This is a genomic window from Isoptericola sp. F-RaC21 (assembly GCF_038593535.1).
Classification (GTDB): domain Bacteria; phylum Actinomycetota; class Actinomycetes; order Actinomycetales; family Cellulomonadaceae; genus Isoptericola.
Genome location: NZ_JBCFYX010000005.1, coordinates 579,158 through 594,153, shown reverse-complemented (window position 1 = coordinate 594,153; position 14,996 = coordinate 579,158). Strand labels below are relative to the sequence as shown.

The following is a 14,996-nucleotide window of genomic DNA, read 5'->3' as shown; positions in this document are numbered from 1 at the left end:
GCCCCGCCGGGGCAACCCCTCAAACTTACCAGACCGTTTTCCCTCTTCCAAATCCCTGATCCGAGGATCAAGGAGATCGAAAAGACGATCCGATCCCACCGGGAAGAATGCGCGAAGCATCCCGACCGTTGAAGGTGTGGGTTTTCAGTCCCGGCCCGGCCATCGGTACCCAGCCTCTCGGCTGTCTCCTCGATGTCCGTCGGCCCGTCGGGCTGACGTCGTAGAACATTACCCGGGCGGAGCGATCCGTGCAACGTGGCCGGACGTGGCGCGCGCCACGTCCGGCCACGGACCGCGACAGGGGCTGCGGACGCCGTCTCAGGCGCTCACGGTCTCCTGCTCCGGGCTGTCGCCGCGCGCCAGCCGGCGTGCGGCGTCGAACTCGCCGAGCACCGCGGCGTCGGGACGCGGCGTCAGGAGGCTGACGACGACGGCGACGAGCAGACCCACCGCGAATCCGGGGACGATCTCGTACAGCGAGTCCGCGAGCGACGACCGCCCCCAGACGAAGGCGACGACCGCCCCGGCGACCATCCCGGACAGCGCGCCCCACCGCGTGAGGCGACGCCAGTAGAGGCTGAGGATGACCACGGGCCCGAAGGCCGAGCCGAAGCCGGCCCAGGCGAAGCCCACCAGGTCGAGGATGGACGACGTACGGTCCAGCGCGATGAGGGCCGCGACGACGGCCACGAGGAGCACCCCCGCTCGCCCCAGCATGACCTCGCCCCGCGCGCCCAGGCGGATGCCCGCCATCTTCGCGAGGTCCTCGACCAGCGCGGACGAGGAGACGATCAGCTGCGACGAGATCGTGGACATGATGGCGGCGAGCACCGCTGCCAGGACCAGACCGGCGACCAGCGGGTGGAAGAGCAGCTGGGCGAGCACCAGGAAGATCGTCTCCGGGTTGTCCACGTCGAGCCCCTTCACCGTCGCGTAGGCGACGCCGACCAGCCCGGTCAGGACGGCGCCCACCGCGGTGACGGCCATCCAGCCGATGCCGATCCGGCGTCCTGCCTTCGCGTCCTGCGGACTGCGGATCGCCATGAAGCGCACGATGATGTGCGGCTGACCGAAGTACCCGAGCCCCCACGCGAGCGCGGAGATCACCCCGGAGGCGGACGCGCCCGCGAGGAACGACAGGTGCTGGGTGCCGGCGGCGGCGTCGGCCGCGCGGATGCCGTCGGTCACCGCGCCCCACCCGCCGAGGTCCACGATCGCGATGACCGGCACGGCCACGAGCGCTGCGAGCATGAGGAGCCCCTGCGCGACGTCGGTCCACGTGGCGCCCAGGAACCCGCCGAAGAGGGTGTAGGCCAGCGTCACGCCGCCGACGACGAGCAGCCCGGTGAGGTAGTCGAACCCGAAGGAGCTCTCGAAGAACGTGCCGCCGGCCACCATCCCGGACGAGACGTAGAACGTGAAGAACACGAGCACGATGAGCCCGGCGGCGATGCGCAGCAGGTGCGCGGGATCGCGGAGGCGGTTGTCGAAGAAGCTGGGGATCGTGATCGAGTTGCTCGCGACCTCCGTGTAGGCGCGCAGCCGCGGGGCCACGAACTTCCAGTTGAGCCACGCCCCGATCGTGAGGCCGATCGCGATCCACGCCTCGACGAGCCCGGTGGCGTAGATCGCCCCGGGCAGGCCCATGAGCAGCCAGCCCGACATGTCGGAGGCGCCCGCGCTCAGCGCGGCCACTCCCGGGCTCAGCTTCCGCCCGCCGAGCATGTAGTCGTCCAGGTCGTCCGTGCGGCGGTACGCGGCGAAGCCGATGCCCAGCATCACCAGCAGGTACGCGACGATCGCGATCGTCTGCCAGGTCTGATCGCTCATGCGATCGATCACCCTCTCGGTCGTGTGGTGCAGCGTCTGGCGCTGGACGCGCCGACCGTCGCATCCTGCACGACGGACCGGGGCCAGGTCGGGACGCGGTCGGCGCTGACCTCGCTGCTGTGCCACCCCTCTGCCACCTCGATGGCGCCGAAACGACCAACGGCCCGATCCCTCGTGAGGATCGAGCCGTTGTGCCTTTCGGTGCGCCCGGAGGGATTCGAACCCCCAACCTTCTGATCCGTAGTCAGATGCTCTATCCGTTGAGCTACGGGCGCAGTCCTGGTCGGCGCTCTCGCACCGGCCGACGAGAACATTACAGCTCTCGAGCCGGTTCCCCAAACCGAGGAGCCGCATCGTGATGCACGACACCGGCGCGGGGCGATCCGACCAACAGAAAAGGCTCCGGGCGTTCAGCAGCCGGAGCCTTCCTGGCGGAGACGGCGGGATTTGAACCCGCGAACGGGTTGCCCCGTTACCACCTTAGCAGGGTGGCGCACTAGACCAGACTATGCGACGTCTCCTCGCGGCAGCACAGCAACACCGCGGCGCCCAGAGTAACCGGCGACGATGCCCGGGGGCAAAGCCGCGCGTCGTCGACCCCGCCACACGCCGGGCCACGCTACGGTCTGCGGCATGCTGGACGACGACGACCAGGACGGCGCGCAGCGCGCCCACCAGGGCACGGACGACGGCGCACACCCCGGCGACACCCCCTCCCCGCCGCCCGGCGACGCCTCGGACGACTACGACGTCCTGGTGATCGGCTCGGGATTCGGCGGCAGCGTCGCCGCCCTCCGACTGACGGAGAAGGGCTACCGCGTGGGGGTGCTCGAGGCCGGGCGCCGGTTCGCCGACGACGAGCTGCCGCGCACGTCGTGGGACCTGCGCCGCTTCCTGTGGGCACCCGCCCTCGGCTGCTTCGGCATCCAGCGGATCCACCGCCTCAAGGACGTGCTCGTCCTCGCCGGGGCGGGGGTCGGCGGCGGGTCGCTCGTCTACGCCAACACGCTGTACCGGCCGCTGGACGCCTTCTGGTCCGACCCCGCCTGGGCGCACGTGACCGACTGGAAGGCCGAGCTCGAGCCGTACTACGACCAGGCGGAGCGCATGCTCGGCGTCGTCGACTACCGCCGCACGACGCCCGCCGACGAGCTGATGCGCGACGTCGCCGAGGACCTCGGCGTCGGGCACACCTTCCGCAAGGTGCGGGTGGGCGTGTACCTCGGGCCGGACGGCGACGAGCGCCCCCGCGACGCCCGCGGCAGTGCCGTCCCCGATCCCTTCTTCGGGGGTGCCGGACCGGACCGCGACCCGTGCCTGCACTGCGGCGAGTGCATGACCGGCTGCCGGCACAACGCGAAGAACACGCTCGTGAAGAACTACCTGCACCTCGCGGAGCGCGCCGGCGCCCGGGTGCACCCCCTGACCACGGCGTCCGCCGTCGTACCCCGGCCCGACGGCGGGTACGAGGTCCGCACCCACCGGACGGGCCGCCGCTGGGCCGGCCGCCGCACCTACCGGGCCCGACAGGTGGTGCTCGCCGCCGGCACGCTCGGCACGCAGCGGCTCCTCCACGCGATGCGGGACAGCGGGGACCTGCCGCGCCTGTCCGACCGGCTCGGGCACCTCACCCGGACGAACTCCGAAGCGCTGCTCGGCGCCATGCGCCCCGTGCGGCGCGGTCGGGTCGGCGAGCCCGACTACTCCGAGGGGGTCGCCATCACGTCGTCCTTCTACCCCGACCCGCAGACGCACGTCGAGCCGGTCCGGTACGGGCGCGGGTCCAACGCGATGGGGCTGCTGCAGACCGTCCTGGTCGACGGCGTCGGACCCGGCGAGGGGCCGCGCTGGCGGCGCTGGCTCGGCGAGCTGTGGCGGCAGCGCCGGCACCTGCCCGCCCTGTACGACCTGCGCGGCTGGTCGCAGCGCACCGTCATCGCGCTCGTGATGCAGAGCCGGGACAACTCGCTCACCACGTTCACGCGGCGCGGCCCGCTCGGGCGGCGCCTCACGTCTCGCCAGGGCACCGGCGCCCCGAACCCGACCTGGATCCCCGTGGCGCACGACGCCGTGCGCGCGATGGCCGACCGCATGGGCGGGCTCGCCGGCGGCAGCGCGGGCGACCCCTTCGACGTGCCGATGACGGCGCACATCCTCGGCGGGTGCACGATCGGCGAGACCCCCGAGACCGGCGTCGTCGACCCCTACCACCGCGTGCACGGCCACCCGGGGCTGCACGTGCTCGACGGGTCGGCCGTGACCGCCAACCTGGGCGTCAACCCCTCGCTGACGATCACGGCGCAGGCCGAGCGGGCGTGCGCGCTGTGGCCCAACCGGGGGGAGGCCGACACCCGGCCCGCGCCCGGCGAGGGTTACGCCGTCGTGCCGCCGACCGCTCCCCTGCACCCCGTCGTGCCCGCAGCCGCGCCCGGCGCGCTGCGCCTGCCCCTCGTGGAGATCCGCCACTCCTGACCGCCACGGACAGCACGACGCCCCGGCGGCTGTCCGTCGGGGCGTCGTCGGGCGGAGGGCGAGGGATTCGAACCCCCGGTGCGTTGCCGCACAACGGTTTTCAAGACCGTCACATTAGGCCGCTCTGTCAGCCCTCCCGGGACGGCCGCGCAGGCGCCCGTCCGGCACAGCAGTGTACCGGCCGGCGCACGACCGCGGCCCCGGGCGCCGAGGCGTTCCGGGGCCGCGAGAGCGACGTGCGACGTGCGACGTGCGACCGTCAGGCCGCGCCGCCGCCCGAGCGCAGCTGGCGCATCGCGAGCTGCACGAGGGCGATGAGCGTCTGCTTCGTCGCCGCGCGCGAGCGCGCGTCGGTGTAGAGCATCGGCACGTGCGCCGGGATCTGCAGCGCCTCGCGGACGTCCTCGAGGCGGTGCTTCGCGACGCCGTCGAAGCAGTTGACGCCGACGACGAACGGCACGCCCCGCGACTCGAAGTAGTCGATCGCCGGGAAGCACTGCTCCAGGCGGTCCGTGTCGACCAGGACCACGGCACCGATCGCGCCGCGGATGAGGTCGTCCCACATGAACAGGAAGCGGTCCTGCCCCGGGGTGCCGAACAGGTAGAGCCACAGGTTGCCGGGCAGGTTCACGCGGCCGAAGTCCATGGCCACGGTGGTGCTCGTCTTGCGGTCGGAGACCCCGCCCGCGTCGTCGACGCCCACCGAGTGCTCGGTCATCGCGGCCTCGGTGTTCAGCGGCTCGACGTCCGAGATCGAGCCGATGAACGTCGTCTTGCCGACGGCGAAGCCGCCCGCCACCACGATCTTCGTCACCGTCGGCGCGCCGGCGGGCGGCGCGGGGGCGGCGGCCGGCTGGGCGGCGGCCCCCTCGGCCGGCCGCTGCGGCGCAGGCTGCTGCGGTGCTGACGCCGGCTGGGCGGCGGGCGCGGGAGACGCCGCGGCCTGCGGGTTCGCCGGCACCTGCTGCGCGACGGGACGCGGCGTCGCGCCGGACGGTGCCGCCGCAGCGGACGGCACCGAAGTGATCGGGCCCTGGGCCGCCGCCGGGCGCGGACCCTGGCCGGCGGCCGGGGCGCCGCCCAGGACGCTCTGCCGCTCCGGGGCGCCGACCGGCGCCGGCGCGCCGCCGGCCGTCGGCGCGCTCACGGCGCCGAAGGCCGGGGACACCGGGGCCCACGCCGGGGACATGCCCCCGGAGGCTCCGGGCGCCGGGCTGTCAGAGGGCGGAAATGCCATTGAGAACACTCTCCAAGACGCTCAGTGACAGGCCCGAGTGGGAACTGCCGTGACCCGTGTGGACGTTCACCGGGGTCGAGGTGTGCACGGTGATGTGCCCCTCCTCCTGCATGTCCGCGACCAGGATGCGGACGACGCCGAGGGGCAGGCGCAGCAGCGCGGAGAGCTCCGCGATCGACACGTAGGTGTGCGCGGCGTGCTGCAGGATCGCCCGCTTCTCCGGGGTGAGGCCGACGCTCGTGACGGCACCGGGCAACACCTCGACCAGCGCCTCGAGGGGCAGGTCGGACAGGGCGGAACGGACGCGGCCACCGGTGACCGCGTAGGGGCGCACCGTCGAGGCCTCGTAGCCGTCTGCCGAGTGCGCACCCAGAGAACCGAACGATGCGTGCGTCATGGTCGCGACCTCATCCCACCCGCGCGGAGCGCGTCGAGCCGTCCACCGGAAGGTTCCCGCGCATCTCCGAGATCAGCTGCGGGGTGAGCGTGGCCTCGGTGCGGGAGACGAGCAGGGCCATCTCGTAGCCGATGAGCCCGATGTCGCACGACGACTCGGCCACCACGGCGAGCACCGACCCGTTCGAGACGTTCATCAGGAAGAGGAAGCCGTTGTCCATCTCGACGACGGCCTGCCGCACGTTGCCGCCGTCGAGCTGGCGCGCCGCCCCGCGCGTCAGGCTCGACATGCCGGAGACGATCGCCGCGAGCTGGTCGCCGCTGGTGCGGTCGAGCTGGTCGGACATCGCCATGAGCAGACCGTCCGCCGAGACCACCAGCGTGTGGCGGCTGCCCGGGACGGTGCGCACGAAGTTGTCGAGAAGCCACCCGAAGTTGGTCGCTTCAGTACTGAGGGTCACGCTTCCTCCTCGTCGATACGCCGAAGGCGCAGGTCACCGCTGCTGCGGCGCGGATCCAGGGACATCATTCACGGTAGGGGCGGGCTGCGTCGAGGCCCCGACGGCCCCGGCGTCGTTCCGGCCGCGGCTCGTGGCCGACTGGAAGGCCGACAGTCGCGACCGCAGCTGCTCCGGGTCCCGCTCGATGCGGGCGGTGAAGCGCTCGGTCGACGCGGTCGACTCCCCCGCCCGCTGGCGCCGCGCGAGGCCGCCGGCCTCGTTCGCGACCGTCGTCGGGCGGTACGTCTGCTCGTTCGTCGAAGTCACGTTCCCTTCCTGGAAGACGCCGCGCTGCAGCATCGTGGACATCTCCTCGTACAGGACGGCCGAGGCCATCCACTCCGAGCGCGCCTCGACGGTGTCGGGCACGAAGTGCGGGTCCAGCGGGTCGTAGCCCGCCGGCTCCGTCGGGCGCAGCGGCAGCACGGAGCCGCCGTACGACGTCGCCGCCGAGGCGGCCTGGTCGTCGCTCGTCGCCTGCCAGGACGCGTCGTCCCGCGGCGCATCGGCGCGGGACGCACCGGAGGCGGGGGCCGCGTCGAGGGCCGGTGCCTCGGGCTGCGCCGGCTCCGGGGCGGCCTGATGGGCGCGCGCGAACGGCGACGCGGTCGGGGCCGCCGGGGCCGTCGGGGCCGCCGGCTCCTCGGCCGAGGGCTTGCGGCCGAACAGCCCGCGCTTGCGGCCGCCCTGCGCGGGCGTCTCGCGAGAGCCGCGGCGCGCGGGGAGGTCGGCGATGAGGTCCTCGAACGCCGGCAGCTCGTGGAGCCCGTCCTGCCCGGACGCCTCCGCGGCCGGCGCGAGCGAGTCGGTCCGCGCGAACGGGTTCGACGACGCGGGGGTCACGGGGGCGAACGACGGGCCCGCGGCGGGCTCCGGGACCGATCCCGAGACGGGCTCGGAGACCTCGCGCACCACGGGGTCGAACGACGACGTCGTGGGCTCGACGTACGGGACGGGCGCCGGCTCGGCCCACGCCGGCTCCGCGACGGGCGGCGTCGGCTCCGCGAACGCGGCCGGCCGGGCGGGCTCGGCCGGGCGGGCAGGCTCGGCCGCCGCGGGCGCGACGTCACGCGTCGGCAGGGCCACGGCAGGAGCCGCCTCCGTCGCCGGACGGTACGGCTCCGGCGGCACGGGGGCGGACGGCTCCGCGGTGGGCACCTCGACCGGAGCCTCGGTGGGCGGCTCGGCGGGTGCCGCCGCGACCGGGACGTCCTCCGCGGAGAGGGGCGCGACGGGCGGCACCGAGGCCTGCGCGGCCGGTGCCGGCGCGGCAGGTGCCGGGTCGGCGGGGGCCAGCGGCGTGAGCTCGTCCGGGAGCGCGGCCGGGTCCTCCGTCACCGCGTCGAGCTGCAGCGTGCTCTCGGTCTCGGAGACGTCGATGGACCCCATCGAGCGGAAGCTCGAGAACAGGCCGGCGCGCTGGTCGACGCCGAGCACCGGCGCGGACACCGGCTCCGGCTCGGCGACCGGCTCGGGCTGCGCCCGGTGGCGGCTCGGCAGGGACCGCGTCGAGGGCTCGACCTCCGCCGGCGGACGCCACGTGTCGGTGGTCGTCTCGTCCACGAGGTCGGGCAGCTCGGGCGTCGCGAGGGGCGGCAGCACGATCGGGCCCGTGTCGGGCCGGCTGCCGATGTCGGCGGAGCCGACGCCCGAGCGGCGACGCCGCGGCATACCGACCGAGGTCGTGCCGTCGGTGAGCGCGTCCAGGTCGACCGGCACCGCGGCCGGCGGCTCGGGCTCGACCGGGAGGGCGGCCGACGCCGCCGGAGCGACCGGGGCGACCGCCGGGGTCGGCACCGTGGGGGGCTCCACCGCGTCCGGGGCTCCGAACGACGGGGCGGGCTCGGGCGCCTCGACCGGCACCGCGCCGACCGGGCCGGAGGTGTGCTCCTCGAACGCGTCCGCGATCTGCCCACCGAGGTCGGCGGCCGCGTTCTGCGTGGTCGCCTCCAGCGGGTCGGTCGGCTGCGGCAGCGGCAGCGCGTCGTCGGGCAGGAAGAGGTCGGCCGGGAAGACGACCGTGACCTCCGTGCCCGAGCCCGACTCCCCGACCCGGTATCGGACCTGGGCGTTGAGGCGGTCGGCCAGGCGGCCGACCACGTAGAGGCCGAGGCGCTGGGCGCCGACGGCGTCCGACGCGGACCGGCTGGAGACCTTCGTGTTCGCGTCCGCGATCTCCTCGGGGCTCATGCCCAGGCCGTGGTCGCGCACCGTGACGACGACCCCGCGCTCGTCGCGCGACGTCGTCACCTCGACCGGGGTGTGCGGCTCCGAGAACATCGTCGCGTTCTCGAGCAGCTCCGCCAGCAGGTGCGCGGAGCTCAGGGCGTTGTGCCCGAGCATGTGCGGGTCCACGCCCAGGTCGAGGCGGACGCGGTCGTAGAGCTCGATCTCGGACGACGCCGTGCGCACGACGTCGGAGACCGGCATCGGGTTGCGCACGCGGCGGCCGGAATCGATGCCCGCGAGCACGAGCAGCGACTCTGCGTTGCGCCGCATCCGCGTGGCCAGGTGGTCGAGGCGGAAGAGGTTCGACAGTGTGCTCGGGTCCTCCTCGGACCGCTCGAGCTCGTCCAGGAACGACAGCTGACGGTTCAGCAGCACCTGGTCGCGACGCGCCACGTTGACGAACATCTCCGCGATGGAGCCACGGAGCGCCGCCTGTTCACGCGCGACGACCATCGTGGTCTCGTTCACCTCGTTGAACGACGCCGCGAGGCGGCCGATCTCGTCGCTCGACTCGACGGGCACCTGCACGAGGTCGATCGACGGCGCCTGCCCCGGCACGGCCATCTGCTCGACCATGCGCGGCAGGCGGTCGCGCACCTCCGCGGTCGCGGAGGTCAGGCGCGCCAGCGGCTGCACGATGCGGCGCGCGATGAGCAGCGCCAGCAGGAACGACACGAGCACGACGCCGAACGCCGCGGCACCCGTCAGCAGGGCGGCCGTCTGGGCGCTGCCCGCGAGGTCCTTCGAGTAGTCGACCGCGTCGGCCCGGGCCTCGTCGCGCACGGGCTGCGTGGCGTCGACCCAGCCCTGGGAGAGCTCGTTCCACCGGCCGGCGGCCTCGGGGTCGATGCCGGACAGGTTGAGGTACCGCAGCTGCAGGCGCGTCCGGTCGAGGTCGGCGTCGTAGCCGGGCACCTCGAGCCCACCGGGGATCAGGTCCAGCTGCTCCTGCGCCGTCGCGATGAGCGAGTCGGTGTTCTGCAGCAGGTTCACCATGCGGCCGTTGAGGTCCGACGGCGGGGAGTCGCCGTTGCCGACCGCGGCCAGGACGGCCCCGGCGACCGGGCGCTCCAGGGTGTTGGCGAGCATCGCCTCGTCGAGGGCGGTGTAGGCGTTGATGTGCCGCGTGAGGCCCGCGTCGTCGCTGCTCTGCGCGATGGCGCGCGGCACGTCGAGCGCGTTCTCGCTCAGCGCCGTGTACCGCTCGGTGGCGCGCGACTCGGAGAGCTGGCCGGAGATGACGTTGCGCTGCAGGTCGTCCATCACCGTGCGGTCGCGCAGGGTCCGGTTCACCGCGTCCTGCACGTTGGTGGGCAGCGCGCTGGTGTCGAGCACCTCGAGCGCCTCGTCCCGCGCGTCGAGCGCGCGGTCGGTCTCCTCCTGGGCCTCGACGAGCGCCTTCTTGGCACCGGGGATCCCCAGCTCGGCCGCGATGTTCGTGGCGCGTTCCGCGGCCACGGCGGAGCCCGCCACGTCCTGCAGCTCGAGCGACTCCATGAGAGCCGCCGTCTGCTCGGCGCTGCGGTTCTCCTGCAGCGACTGCCAGGTGATCCAGCCCGCCGTCAACGCCAGGACGAAGATCGGCACGGCGAGTGTCGCAAGAATCTTCCCGCGAACGCCCAACCTGCGGAGCATCTGAACCTCTCTCCAACACTGTTCGTCGAGGCGGCCGGCCGTCGCCGTCCGATCCTCGGGTGGGTGCCATCACGTCCGGCACCACTCCCCGCGCCCGGCTGGGCTTCCAGGCACGCGAGTAGGCTCCATCGGTGTGCGAGCGGTCACGATATCGGCACCTGGCGGTCCAGGGAAACTCACCCTATCCCTCGTCAACCCGGGCAAACCGGGCCCCGGCGAGGTACTGATCGACGTCGCGGCCGCGGGGGTCAACCGCGCTGACCTGCTGCAACGCGCCGGAAACTACCCTCCGCCCGCCGGCGCTCCCGAGTGGCCGGGTCTCGAGATCTCGGGTACGGTCCGCGCGCTCGGGCCCGGGGTGAGCACCTGGTCGCCCGGCGACCGCGTCGTCGCGCTGCTCGAGGGCGGCGGGTACGCCGAGCAGGTCGTGGCGCGCGCCGGCCAGCTGCTGCCCCTGCCCGACGGCGTCGACCTGGTGGACGGCGCCGCCCTCCCGGAGGCGGTCTGCACGGCCTGGACCAACCTCGTCGACACGGGCCGGCTGCACGCCGGCGAGACCCTGCTGGTGCAGGGCGGCTCCGGCGGCGTCGGCAGCGTGGCGATCCAGCTCGCGGCCGCGCTCGGCGCCCGCGTCGTGGCCACCGCCGGCGGCCCGGAGCGCACGGCCCGCTGCGTCGAGCTCGGCGCGGACGTCGCCGTCGACCACCGCACGCAGGACGTCGTGGCCGCCGTCCGCGACGCGACCGACGGGCGCGGGGCCGACGTCGTGCTGGACGTGCTCGGGGGCGGCGGGCTCGCCGACAACGTGCGCGTGCTCGCCCCGGGCGGGCGGCTGGTGGTCATCGGGCTCCAGCGGGGACGGCGGGGCGAGCTGGACCTGAACGCCCTCATGGCCAAGCACGCGTGGGTCACCGGCACCCTGCTGCGACCGCGCAGCGCCGAGGAGAAGGCGGCCCTGGTCGCGACCGTGTGCGAGCGGGTGTGGCCCATGGTCGCCGACGGGCGGGTCCGGCCCGTGGTGCACGCCCGCGTCCCCTTCGCCGAGGCCCCGACCGCGCACGAGCTGCTCGAGTCCGGCGCCGTGTTCGGCAAGGTGCTGCTGGTCCCCTGACCCGGCCCCTGTCGGCCCCCTGGGCCACACTGGGAGGCATGACCGAGAGCGACGACAGCACTCGTGACACCGACGACGCCCGCGCACGGGTGGTGACCCCGGACGGGGAGGCCACCGGGCCCGCCGGCGAGCCCGCCGAGCTGGACGGCCCGGCGGAGGAGGCGTCCCGCATCGAAGAGCCGGCCAAGGTCATGCGCATCGGCGGCATGATCAAGCGGCTGCTCGACGAGGTGCGCGACGCCCCGCTCGACGACGCCGCGCGCACGCGCCTGGCCGAGATCCACGAACGCTCCCTCACCGAGCTCGAGGAGGGCCTCTCCCCCGACCTCGTCGAGGAGCTGCACCGCATCACGCTGCCCTTCTCGGACGCGGGCGTGCCGTCCGACGCGGAGCTGCGGGTGGCGCAGGCGCAGCTGGTGGGCTGGCTCGAGGGCCTCTTCCACGGCATCCAGACGGCGCTCGTCGCGCAGCAGATGGCCGCGCAGGCGCAGCTGACGCAGATGCGTCGCGCGCTGCCGCCCGGGGCGCACCCCGCGCCGTTCGGCCCCGGCGGTCCGGCGGGCCCCGACGGCCCTCCCGGCCGGCCGGGTCAGCCCGGTCAGGACGACAGGCGCCCTTCGCCCGGCCAGTACCTGTAGCGGGCCTCCTCGCGAGCCGGGCGCTCAGGTGCGCGCCGTCATGGCGATGGCCCCGGAGACGAGCGCGAGGCCGACCAGCTCCGGCCAGGTGGGCACCTGCCGCAGGACGACGGCGCCCACCAGGACGGCGGTCGCCGGCAGCAGGGCGAGCATGACCGAGAACGTCGCCATGCCGACCCGGCGCAGCACCACCTGGTCCAGCACGTACGGGACGACGGACGAGCAGACCGCGACGACCAGCAGGAACAGCAGCAGCGACGGGTCGGTCACGACCTCCGGCGTCGACCACGCGAAGAACGGCGCGAACGCGACAGCGCCCGCCGCCATCCCGAGCGCCAGCCCGTCCACCCCGGACCCGGCGCCGGCGACCCGCTTGCCGAGCACGATGTAGCCCGCCCAGCACGCGGCGGCCGCGAGGACGGCGCCCAGCCCGATGACGGCGTCCTCGCGCGGGATCCCGGAGCCGAGGGTGACGCCCGCGAGGAGCACCACCCCGGCGGCCGCGACCACGATCGCCGCCCGCTCCTGCCAGCCGCGCCCCGTCACGGCGGCGACGGCGACGGGACCGAGGAACTCGATGGCGACGGCGACGCCGAGGGGCAGGTGGTCGACGGCCACGTAGAACACGACGTTCATCGCCGCGAGGACGACGCCGAACAGCACGGCCGCGACGAGGTCGCGGCGGGTCCAGCGTCGTCGCCACGGGCGCCGCCACGCGAGGAGGACGACGGCGGCGAGCGCGATGCGCCACCAGCCGACCGTGGGCGCGCCGAGCCGGTCGAAGAGGCCGACAGCGACGGCCGCGCCCGCGTACAGGGTGAGGCCGGAGACCAGGAACAGGGCGGGCGCCGGCACGCGGCCCAGCGCCCCGCCGAAGGAGCCGGAGGAGGGGACGCGGGACGGCACCCCCGGAGCATACGGGCGCCGCGGCCGTCGACGACGGCGGGCCGGGCGGGCGCCCGGACCGCCGTCGTCGTCCTCCCGCGCGGGTGCGGACCTCAGCCCTTGACCGCGCCCGCGAGCATGCCGCGCACGAAGAACCGCTGGAGCGCGACGAACACGACCAGCGGCACGACCATCGCGATGAACGCGCCGGCCGTGAGCAGGTACCAGTCGCCGCCGCGCGTGCCGGCCAGCTCCGCGATCTTCACGGTCAGCGGCTGGTACTCCGGGGCCGCGAAGGTCAGGCCCACGAGCAGGTCGTTCCACACCCACAGGAACTGGAAGATCCCGAACGACGCGATCGCCGGGACCAGCAGCGGGAAGAGCACGCGGAAGAAGATCTTCACGTGCCCGGCCCCGTCCACGCGGGCCGCCTCCACCAGCGACGCGGGGATGTCCTTCATGAAGTTGTGCAGCAGGAAGATCGCGAGCGGCAGCGCGAAGATCGAGTGCGAGAGCCAGACGGTCCAGTAGCTGCCGTTGATGTCCCAGTTGACGTAGTCCGACAGCAGCGGCACCAGGGCGATCTGCAGCGGCACCACCTGCAGCGAGAAGACCGCGACGAACAGGAAGTTCCGGCCCGGGAACTTGATCCACGCGAAGGCGTACGCCGCGAGCAGCGACAGCGTGATCGGGATGAGCACCGCGGGGATCGTGATGACGAACGAGTTCACGAAGAACGTCGACAGGTCGTTGCTGTTCCCGTAGAGCGCCTCGTTGTAGTTGTCCATCGTGAACGACGCGTTGCCCGTGAAGACCGTCCACCAGCCGGTGCGGCGGATGTCCTCCTGCGGGCGGAACGACGTGATGAGCAGGCCGAGCGACGGGATCGTCCACAGGATCGCGATGATGATCGCGATCCCGGACGCCCAGGGCGAGCTGAGCTTGCCCTTGGTGGCGATCGCCCGCCGCTCCAGCCGCGAGAGCTTCCGCAGCTGCTGCGGGACGTCGTCGTCGAGCACCGAGCCCGCGACGGCCTGGCCGGGCGTGGGGGTCGAGGTCATCGAATCTCCTCCGACTTGCGCATCTGCCGCACGTTGTACGCGATGATCGGGATCACCAGGACGAAGAGGATGACGGCGAGCGCCGCGGCCAGGCCCTGGTTCGACTGGAGGAACGCCTGCGAGTAGAACTCGTTCGCGATGACCTGCGTGCCGAACTGACCGCCCGTCATGGTGCGCACGATGTCGAAGGCCTTGAGGGTGCCCATCGCGATCGTGGTGAGCACGACGACCAGCGCCGGCCGGATGCTCGGCACCGTGATGTAGCGGAACATCCCCATGCCGTGCAGCCCGTCGAGCCGGGCCGCCTCGACGATGTCGTCCGGGATCGCCTTGATCGCGGCGGACAGCACGGTCATCGCGAAGCCGGTCTGGATCCAGATCATCACCACGATGAGGAACCAGGTGTTCCACGGCTGCCCGATGAGGAACTGCTGGGGCGGCAGGCCCACCCACACCAGCACCTGGTTGAGCAGGCCGATCTGGTTGATGTTCGGCTGGTCGGGACGGAACTCGTAGACGAACTTCCAGATGATGGACGCGCCCACCATCGAGATCGCCATCGGCACGAAGACCAACGCCTTGGCGAGCTTCTCGAAGCGGGTCCGATCCACCAGCACCGCGTACACGAGGCCGATGACGGCGCTCAGCAGCGGGGCCAGGACCACCCAGGCGACGGTGACGAGCAGCACCTTCTGGAACTGGTCCTGCGTGAACGCGGTGACGTAGTTGTCGACACCGACGAACTCGCTGCCGTTGCGGTTGAAGAACGACTGCCACAGCGTGATCAGGCCCGGGCGCACCAGCCCGTAGGCGAGGAAGAGCAGGGGCACCCCGACGAAGCCGAGGGCGACCACCCAGGAGGGGATCCGCTTGGGCCTGTCCACCAGGAACAGGATCAGCGCCATCACCCCCGCGAACAGAGCGACCGCGACCACCACGAGCAGGATCTTCTCCACCGTGGTGTCGGGCGTGAGCAACCAGGTCATCGACGACCCTCCTCGA

Annotated in this window: 11 protein-coding genes and 3 tRNA genes; 3 read left to right on the top strand and 11 right to left on the bottom strand. The window is 73.2% G+C overall.

Going from position 1 to position 14,996, the window contains the following annotated elements; all coding sequences use genetic code 11:
- Positions 1 to 318: 318 nt before the first annotated feature.
- From putP to AAG589_RS20880, 3 genes are all read right to left on the bottom strand, one after another.
- The gene (gene putP / locus AAG589_RS20890) at positions 319 to 1,830 is read right to left on the bottom strand and encodes a sodium/proline symporter PutP (RefSeq protein WP_430569213.1); all 1,512 of its coding nucleotides are present in this window, start codon (positions 1,828 to 1,830) and stop codon (positions 319 to 321) included.
- Between the two features lie 202 nt (positions 1,831 to 2,032).
- A tRNA-Arg gene (locus AAG589_RS20885) sits at positions 2,033 to 2,105 on the bottom strand.
- A 154-nt stretch (positions 2,106 to 2,259) separates the two neighbouring features.
- Positions 2,260 to 2,351 (bottom strand) — tRNA-Ser (locus AAG589_RS20880).
- Between the two features lie 112 nt (positions 2,352 to 2,463).
- On the opposite strand from AAG589_RS20880, the gene AAG589_RS20875 reads away from it, so the two are divergent.
- A complete protein-coding gene (locus AAG589_RS20875) occupies positions 2,464 to 4,302 on the top strand; it encodes a GMC family oxidoreductase (RefSeq protein WP_430569212.1) in 1,839 nt (612 codons plus the stop codon).
- A gap of 52 nt (positions 4,303 to 4,354) precedes the next feature.
- Here AAG589_RS20875 and AAG589_RS20870 read toward each other — a convergent pair.
- From AAG589_RS20870 to AAG589_RS20850, 5 genes are all read right to left on the bottom strand, one after another.
- Positions 4,355 to 4,439: transfer RNA gene (locus AAG589_RS20870), tRNA-Ser, on the bottom strand.
- A 122-nt stretch (positions 4,440 to 4,561) separates the two neighbouring features.
- Positions 4,562 to 5,116, bottom strand: a complete 555-nt coding sequence (locus AAG589_RS20865; RefSeq protein ID WP_429731380.1) for a GTP-binding protein — start codon at positions 5,114 to 5,116, stop codon at positions 4,562 to 4,564.
- Positions 5,117 to 5,519: 403 nt separating this feature from the next.
- Entirely contained in the window at positions 5,520 to 5,936 is a 417-nt protein-coding gene (locus tag AAG589_RS20860; protein ID WP_430569211.1) for a DUF742 domain-containing protein, read from the bottom strand.
- A gap of 10 nt (positions 5,937 to 5,946) precedes the next feature.
- Entirely contained in the window at positions 5,947 to 6,396 is a 450-nt protein-coding gene (locus tag AAG589_RS20855) for a roadblock/LC7 domain-containing protein (protein WP_430569210.1), read from the bottom strand.
- Positions 6,397 to 6,429: 33 nt separating this feature from the next.
- Entirely contained in the window at positions 6,430 to 10,251 is a 3,822-nt protein-coding gene (locus AAG589_RS20850) for an ATP-binding protein (RefSeq protein WP_430569209.1), read from the bottom strand.
- A gap of 181 nt (positions 10,252 to 10,432) precedes the next feature.
- Here AAG589_RS20850 and AAG589_RS20845 point away from each other — a divergent pair, with 181 nt between their 5' ends.
- Together AAG589_RS20845 and AAG589_RS20840 are read left to right on the top strand one after the other, a co-directional pair.
- Positions 10,433 to 11,410: an NAD(P)H-quinone oxidoreductase gene (locus AAG589_RS20845; RefSeq protein WP_430569208.1), complete on the top strand. Its 978-nt coding sequence runs from the start codon at positions 10,433 to 10,435 to the stop codon at positions 11,408 to 11,410.
- 38 nt (positions 11,411 to 11,448) lie between these two features.
- The gene (locus AAG589_RS20840) at positions 11,449 to 12,048 is read left to right on the top strand and encodes a bacterial proteasome activator family protein (RefSeq protein ID WP_430569207.1); all 600 of its coding nucleotides are present in this window, start codon (positions 11,449 to 11,451) and stop codon (positions 12,046 to 12,048) included.
- 24 nt (positions 12,049 to 12,072) lie between these two features.
- On the opposite strand, the gene AAG589_RS20835 is transcribed toward AAG589_RS20840, so the two are convergent.
- From AAG589_RS20835 to AAG589_RS20825, 3 genes are all read right to left on the bottom strand, one after another.
- On the bottom strand, positions 12,073 to 12,903 hold the full coding sequence (locus AAG589_RS20835) for an EamA family transporter (RefSeq protein ID WP_430569231.1): 831 nt from the start codon (positions 12,901 to 12,903) through the stop codon (positions 12,073 to 12,075).
- A gap of 143 nt (positions 12,904 to 13,046) precedes the next feature.
- Positions 13,047 to 13,994 (bottom strand): carbohydrate ABC transporter permease, encoded by a 948-nt coding sequence (locus AAG589_RS20830; protein ID WP_430569206.1) that lies wholly within the window; start codon positions 13,992 to 13,994, stop codon positions 13,047 to 13,049.
- A complete protein-coding gene (locus AAG589_RS20825) occupies positions 13,991 to 14,980 on the bottom strand; it encodes a carbohydrate ABC transporter permease (RefSeq protein WP_430569205.1) in 990 nt (329 codons plus the stop codon). Before AAG589_RS20825 ends, AAG589_RS20830 begins: the two co-directional genes overlap by 4 nt.
- Positions 14,981 to 14,996: the final 16 nt, after the last annotated feature.

Excerpts from the sequence above, each read along its gene's own strand:
- putP (WP_430569213.1), bottom strand. The coding sequence starts at position 1,830 with ATGAGCGATCAGACCTGGCAGACGATCGCGATCGTCGCGTACCTGCTG.
- AAG589_RS20875 (WP_430569212.1), top strand. The coding sequence starts at position 2,464 with ATGCTGGACGACGACGACCAGGACGGCGCGCAGCGCGCCCACCAGGGC.
- AAG589_RS20860 (WP_430569211.1), bottom strand. The coding sequence starts at position 5,936 with ATGACGCACGCATCGTTCGGTTCTCTGGGTGCGCACTCGGCAGACGGC.
- AAG589_RS20840 (WP_430569207.1), top strand. The coding sequence starts at position 11,449 with ATGACCGAGAGCGACGACAGCACTCGTGACACCGACGACGCCCGCGCA.
- AAG589_RS20830 (WP_430569206.1), bottom strand. The coding sequence starts at position 13,994 with ATGACCTCGACCCCCACGCCCGGCCAGGCCGTCGCGGGCTCGGTGCTC.
- AAG589_RS20825 (WP_430569205.1), bottom strand. The coding sequence starts at position 14,980 with ATGACCTGGTTGCTCACGCCCGACACCACGGTGGAGAAGATCCTGCTC.